Origin of the sequence: Staphylococcus arlettae, assembly GCF_002902345.1 — a bacterium.
Taxonomy (GTDB): domain Bacteria; phylum Bacillota; class Bacilli; order Staphylococcales; family Staphylococcaceae; genus Staphylococcus; species Staphylococcus arlettae.
The window spans coordinates 375,513-381,512 of the sequence record NZ_PPQB01000010.1 but is presented as its reverse complement, the minus strand read 5'-3'; the positions used below and the strand labels follow the sequence as shown (position 1 = coordinate 381,512).

The following is a 6,000-nucleotide window of genomic DNA, read 5'->3' as shown; positions in this document are numbered from 1 at the left end:
ATATCAACCACACCAGCACCTTCACCAGGTCCCATTAAAACGTGCTCACCTGTTGTTGGAAATTGTTTTAAAAACGGTTTAGAGTGCTTATAAGAACAATGCTCACTCCACATTACAGAAAAAATACCAACTTCTGTGAAATTTGGTTCTCTACCTAAGATTTCACAAACATGTTCATATTCAGAATCACTTAATCCCATGTCTTTATATAGTTGCTCTAACTTGATTTCTTCTACACTTGGTTCAATAAACTTAGACATTTTGTTCCCTCCAACTATTTACCATCGCTTCAAATAATTTCACGCCACTGTCAGTACCTAAAATTGATTCAAGTGCACGTTCTGGGTGCGGCATCATGCCACATACATTTCCTTTTTTATTTACAATCCCTGCAATATCATTAAAAGAGCCATTGGGATTATCGACATAAGTTAAAATAATTTGATTATTAACAACTAAGTCGTCATATGTTTCTTCAGTACAATAATAGTGCCCTTCGCCGTGTGCTACAGGGTATACAACGTGTTCATCTTGTGCATATAATTTAGTAAATGGTGTGTTATTATTCACTACTTTTAATTGTTCATTTCGGCTAACGAATAAATGTGAATCGTTGTACAATAATGCCCCAGGTAACAAACCAATTTCTGTTAAAATTTGAAATCCATTACAGACACCTAGCACTGGTTTTCCTTCATCTGCAAAACGTTTCACTTCATTAATAATAGGTGCCACACTAGCCATTGCTCCCGAACGTAAATAGTCACCAAAAGAGAATCCTCCTGGAATTAATACGCCATCAAAACCTGCAAGTGACTCATTTCGATAATCTACATATTCTGCGTTTGCTCCCATTTTAATAGCGGCATTATACATGTCTCTATCACAATTTGATCCAGGAAATTTTAGCACTGCAAATTTCATTATGCTTTCTCTCCTTCATCGACAACTTTATAACTGTATTCTTCAATAACTGTATTAGCAAATAACTTTTCACTTAATGTTGTTACCACATTGTGAACTGCTTCGTCGGTAGCTTCTTCTACTGTCATATATAATAATTTTCCGACACGAATATCGTTGACTTGCGTGTAGCCTAAATCATGTACAGCACGATTTAAAGCTTGTCCTTGAGTGTCTAATACTTGTGGTTGTAAAGTTACATGTAATTCAATTGTTTTCATTTTATAAAGCCTCCAATTTATTTAAGAAAGTTTGATAAGTGTCTATTATTGATCCTCTATCTTCGCGATAAACATCTTTATCGAAGTTCACATCACTATGTTTATCCCAGATACGACATGTATCAGGAGAAATTTCATCAGCTAAAATAATGTCACCTTTTGTCGTTTTACCAAATTCAATTTTAAAATCTACAAGTCGTAAATCTACTTGGTCCATAATAGATACTAATGCTTCATTAATTTTCAGTGCTGCTGCTTTTAAAGTGCTAATTTCATCATCATTAGCGATGTGCAACAACTTGACATGGTCGTCCGTAATTAATGGGTCATTTAACTTATCATTCTTATAGAAAAACTCAACTAATGGTTGCTCAAAAGAATGCCCTTTATCGAAACCTAATCGCTTAGTTATTGAACCTGCTGCAATATTGCGTACAACAACCTCTAACGGAATAATATCTACAGATTGTACCAATTGTTCTGTCTCTGAAATTTGTTCAATAAAATGGCTTTCTAATCCTTGTTGTTTAAGAGAATTAAATAGTTTAGAGGTGATAAGATTATTTAATCGTCCTTTACCTTCGATATAATCTTTTTTTGCACCATTCCCTGCTGTAACCTCATCTTTATATTCCACACGTAAAATACCTTCTGTATCAGTAGCATGTATTTTTTTAGCTTTACCTTCGTATAGCAATGTCATTAGTTGTTACTCCCTTCAAAATGGTTCAACATTTGTTGTTCTGTCGCTGCAAGGTCCGTGGTTAACACTGTTATATGGCCCATTTTGCGTGCTGCTTTACGCTCAGTTTTACCGTAAATATGCACATGCCATGTAGGTTGATGTGCAAACTCAGTTTCTAATAAATCTAAATCCTTACCTAATAAATTCATCATTACTGCTGGTTGCAATAATTCAATGTCATCAGGTAACTTTTGACCAGTAATTGCAAGAATGTGCGTATCAAATTGTGAATAATTACAAGCTTCAATTGAATAATGACCTGAATTATGTGGTCGTGGAGCTATTTCATTAACAAACAAGTGATTTTGTTTATCAATGAAGAATTCCACTGTAAAAGTACCGACAAAATGAATTTGTTTAATTATTTTTTGTACTTCCTTACGTGCCTCTTGTTCTTTATCACTGCGAGCTGGTACTACTGTTTTAAATAAAATTTGGTCTCTATGTTCATTTTCTTGCAATGGAAAATACGTTATTTGATTATCATTTCCAATAGTTACAGTTAATGAGACTTCTTTTTCAAGATTTAAAAATTGTTCTGCGACACATTCTTGATGTGTAATAAGTTGTTCAACTTCAGCTAAATAAGACGCATCTTTCACTAAGATTTGACCTTTACCGTCGTATCCTCCAAATCGTGTTTTTACGATAAATGGATACCCCAGCACTTCACTTGCTTCAATTAATTCATCAGATGAAGTTACAGATAAAAACGGAACAATTTGTGTTCCACATTCTTTTAAAGTTTGTTTTTCAGACAAACGATCTTGTAATAATTCGATAGCTTGATACCCTTGTGGAATGTTGTATTTTGCGACTAATTCTTTTAATTGTGGTGCAGAAATATTTTCAAATTCGTAAGTAATGACATCGGATAATTGACCTAATCGATTCAATGCATCTTCATCATTATAATTCGCATTAATCAATTGATGAGCTACATACTGACATGGGCACTCTGTATCAGGGTCTAACACTATAACTTTATAACCCATTTGTTGAGCAGATTGTGCCATCATTTTGCCTAACTGACCGCCACCAATGATGCCTATCGTTGCACCAAAACTTAAGTTACTGAAGTTCACGTTGCATTTCACTCACTTTCTCAACAAGAGATTTTTCATAATTTTCCAAATTTTTTTGGACTGTTTTATTGTTTATACTTAAAATACGTGCTGCTAAAATACCTGCATTTTTAGCTCCAGCTTTACCTATTGCAGTCGTTGCTACAGGAATACCTCCTGGCATTTGCACAATAGATAATAATGAATCTAGTCCTTTTAAACTTTTAGATTCGATTGGGACACCTATTACTGGTAATGTCGTCATAGAAGCTACCATACCAGGTAAATGTGCAGCGCCACCTGCGCCAGCAATAATTACATCATACTCATTCGTACGTGCTTCAGTTGCAAAATCATACATCAATTTAGGCGTACGATGTGCGGAAACTACTTTCTTATCATATGGTATTTCAAATTGTTCTAACATAGCACAGCTTTCTTGCATGATATTCCAATCAGATGAACTTCCCATAATTACTGCCACTTTCAAATTGAACACCCTTTCAATAATTTGAAATGTTACTACTTTAAGATGTATATTACAGATATAGCATAACAACAAAATCATGCTTTTTCAATCAAAAATCGAACTTTAACTTCAAAAAATCATTTAATTTACGTATTTTACTTAATTTTATAGCGTTAATATGTTTTAATGTTAAGGTGAGGTTCAGAATTTAGAGGAGGAAATTTTCATGGTCGCAAAAATTTTAGATGGAAAACAAATTGCTAAAGATTATAGACAAGGTCTAAAAGATCAAGTCGAAGCGTTACAAACTAAAGGTTATACACCAAAACTGTCAGTTATACTTGTAGGTAACGATGGTGCAAGTCAAAGTTACGTTAACTCTAAAAAGAAAGCTGCTGAAAAAATTGGTATGATTTCTGAAATTGTACATTTAGACGAGTCTACATCTGAAGAAGATGTGTTAAAAGAGTTAACACGATTAAATGAAGATGACAGTGTCAGTGGTATTCTTGTACAAGTACCTTTACCAGATCAAGTAAGTGAACAAAAGATTTTAGAAGCCATTAATCCAGCTAAAGATGTGGACGGTTTCCACCCAGAAAATATCGGTAAACTTTATATAGATGAACAAACATTCGTGCCATGTACGCCATTAGGTATAATGGAATTATTAAATCACGCTGATATTGATATAGAAGGTAAAGATGCAGTAGTCATTGGCCGTAGTCATATCGTTGGTCAACCTGTATCTAAATTACTATTACAAAAAAATGCATCAGTGACAATTTTGCATTCAAGAACAAAAGATATGCAGCAACATTTAAAAAATGCTGATATCATCGTAAGTGCAGTTGGTCGTCCTGGCATCGTATCTAAAGATGATGTTAAGCCAGGTGCTGTAGTTATTGATGTAGGTAATACACCAGATGAAAATGGTAAGCTTAAAGGCGATGTAGATTATGAAGAAGTAAAACAAATCGCTGGTGCTATTACGCCTGTACCTGGTGGTGTAGGCCCAATGACAATTACTATGGTGTTAAATAATACGTTATTAGCAGAAAAAATGCGTAGAGGCATCGAATAATTATTAATATTTAAGTTATTAAATATACGAACAATATAAAAATGTACGAGCACAATGTACTCGTATGTACGTAAACAAGCCTTAGGTTATAGTGGCGCTGAACCCTTAGAATGAGAACTTAATAAAAACACTATGTTCTAGGCTGCTAATTCCCTATATTTTCTAGGGGATAAGTAGCCTAGTTTTTGTTGAATTCGATTATTATTATAGTTTTTAATGTAATTTTCGACAATATCTATTACAATTTGGTTAGAGCTATTGAGCTCATTGTTTATGTAGAAAGTTTCACACTTTAGCGAGGAATGGAAACTTTCTATCGGGGCGTTATCAGCTGGTGTTCCCTTTCGGGACATACTTCTGATAATGCCTTTTTCTTCGCATAATTGATAGTAAGCATAGGATGTATAAACACTGCCTTGGTCACTATGTAGTATGCAATTCTCAGGTATATCTATTTGATTCAATGTATCATTTACTAAGCTTTGACCCTGTTTGTTATCTATTTTATACGCCACAATTTCTCCGTTATAAACATCCATAGTTGAAGATAAATACAACATAGAGTTACCGAAAGGTAAATAAGTAATATCAGTTGTTAATACTTCCATTGGTTGGTTAGCTTTAAACTGTCTTTGTAATAAATTATCTGTTCTATAATAAGGTTTACCCATTTTTTTGGATTTTTTAGGTCTAACTCGGCAGTTCAGATTATACCCTCGCATGATTCTCTGAACTCTTTTATGATTAATTGATGCTGAATACAATTGATTAATCAATGCTGTAATTTTGCGATAACCGTAGGTGAAATTATTTTCTTCACATAATTCAATAACCTTTTGAGTCACTTTATCTTTTTCCTTGTCCTTATGTTTCCATCTATAGTATGTCGATTGAGGTATTTCTAAAACATCGAGTATCATTTTGATTGAATACTTATGCTTGAATTGATCAACTAATTCTACAATTATTTTGGATACCACTTCCTTTCTAACTCCTTGTACTTTTTTAAAATATCTATTTCAATATCTTTTTTCTTATTATCTAACTTTAATTGTTCTACTTCTGATAATTCTTTCACGCCTTTACCGTAAGTATATTGCTTGCCTCTTTGTTGATAAAATCTATAAGTTTCACCATTTCGATACCATCGCCACCAAGTTTTTACCTGTGTGCTATTTTTGATATTTAATGCTTCCATAATTTCTTTTACAGTATATCCAGCTTCTTTCATTTCAATCGTTTTATATTTTGTTTCTATTGAATAAGACATTATTTTCATAGAAAAAACACCTCCGTATGATTCATTTTAAATGAATTCAACGAAAGTGTTTTTATTTTATTCCCACTAATTGGGGTCAGTTCATAATTTGCGATGGGTTTGTTTATTTATAGTTATTAGTTAATTTTATTAAATAACAGTGTTTTTGTGCCACTCAGGCTTTTTGCTACTGTTT

At 33.2% G+C, this 6,000-nt stretch carries 7 protein-coding genes and 1 pseudogene; 1 reads left to right on the top strand and 7 read right to left on the bottom strand.

Features of this window, described 5'->3' with window-relative positions:
* The 6 genes and pseudogenes from CD036_RS13295 to purE all read right to left on the bottom strand — a co-directional run.
* Window positions 1-260 (bottom strand): annotated as a pseudogene (locus tag CD036_RS13295) (phosphoribosylformylglycinamidine synthase-related protein); the annotation flags it as partial.
* On the bottom strand, window positions 253-924 hold the full coding sequence (gene purQ, locus CD036_RS05605; RefSeq protein WP_021459050.1) for a phosphoribosylformylglycinamidine synthase subunit PurQ: 672 nt from the start codon (window positions 922-924) through the stop codon (window positions 253-255). The gene purQ and the pseudogene CD036_RS13295, both read right to left, overlap by 8 nt.
* Complete coding sequence (purS, locus tag CD036_RS05600) at window positions 924-1,184, bottom strand: phosphoribosylformylglycinamidine synthase subunit PurS (protein WP_002510865.1); 261 nt, start codon at window positions 1,182-1,184, stop codon at window positions 924-926. The genes purQ and purS overlap by 1 nt, the downstream gene beginning before the upstream one ends.
* 1 nt (window position 1,185) lies before the next feature.
* A complete protein-coding gene (gene purC / locus CD036_RS05595; RefSeq protein WP_002510866.1) occupies window positions 1,186-1,887 on the bottom strand; it encodes a phosphoribosylaminoimidazolesuccinocarboxamide synthase in 702 nt (233 codons plus the stop codon).
* Window positions 1,887-3,014 carry a 5-(carboxyamino)imidazole ribonucleotide synthase gene (gene purK / locus CD036_RS05590; RefSeq protein ID WP_103388146.1) on the bottom strand — a complete coding sequence of 376 codons (1,128 nt, stop codon included), beginning with the start codon at window positions 3,012-3,014 and terminating at the stop codon, window positions 1,887-1,889. The genes purC and purK overlap by 1 nt, the downstream gene beginning before the upstream one ends.
* Window positions 3,001-3,483, bottom strand: a complete 483-nt coding sequence (gene purE / locus CD036_RS05585) for a 5-(carboxyamino)imidazole ribonucleotide mutase (protein ID WP_002510868.1) — start codon at window positions 3,481-3,483, stop codon at window positions 3,001-3,003. The genes purK and purE overlap by 14 nt, the downstream gene beginning before the upstream one ends.
* Window positions 3,484-3,688: 205 nt before the next feature.
* Here purE and folD point away from each other — a divergent pair, with 205 nt between their 5' ends.
* A complete protein-coding gene (gene folD, locus CD036_RS05580) occupies window positions 3,689-4,546 on the top strand; it encodes a bifunctional methylenetetrahydrofolate dehydrogenase/methenyltetrahydrofolate cyclohydrolase FolD (protein WP_002510869.1) in 858 nt (285 codons plus the stop codon).
* 137 nt (window positions 4,547-4,683) lie between these two features.
* On the opposite strand, the gene CD036_RS05575 is transcribed toward folD, so the two are convergent.
* A protein-coding gene (locus CD036_RS05575) for an IS3 family transposase (protein ID WP_103388145.1) occupies window positions 4,684-5,825 on the bottom strand; the annotation gives its coding sequence in 2 pieces (ribosomal slippage) (window positions 4,684-5,555 and window positions 5,555-5,825; 1,143 coding nt in all).
* Between the last annotated feature and the right edge of the window lie 175 nt (window positions 5,826-6,000).

Bases quoted from the DNA above. Each gene is read 5' to 3' on its own strand.
- purC (WP_002510866.1), bottom strand. From the start codon at position 1,887: ATGACATTGCTATACGAAGGTAAAGCTAAAAAAATACATGCTACTGAT.
- purQ (WP_021459050.1), bottom strand. From the start codon at position 924: ATGAAATTTGCAGTGCTAAAATTTCCTGGATCAAATTGTGATAGAGAC.
- folD (WP_002510869.1), top strand. From the start codon at position 3,689: ATGGTCGCAAAAATTTTAGATGGAAAACAAATTGCTAAAGATTATAGA.
- purS (WP_002510865.1), bottom strand. From the start codon at position 1,184: ATGAAAACAATTGAATTACATGTAACTTTACAACCACAAGTATTAGAC.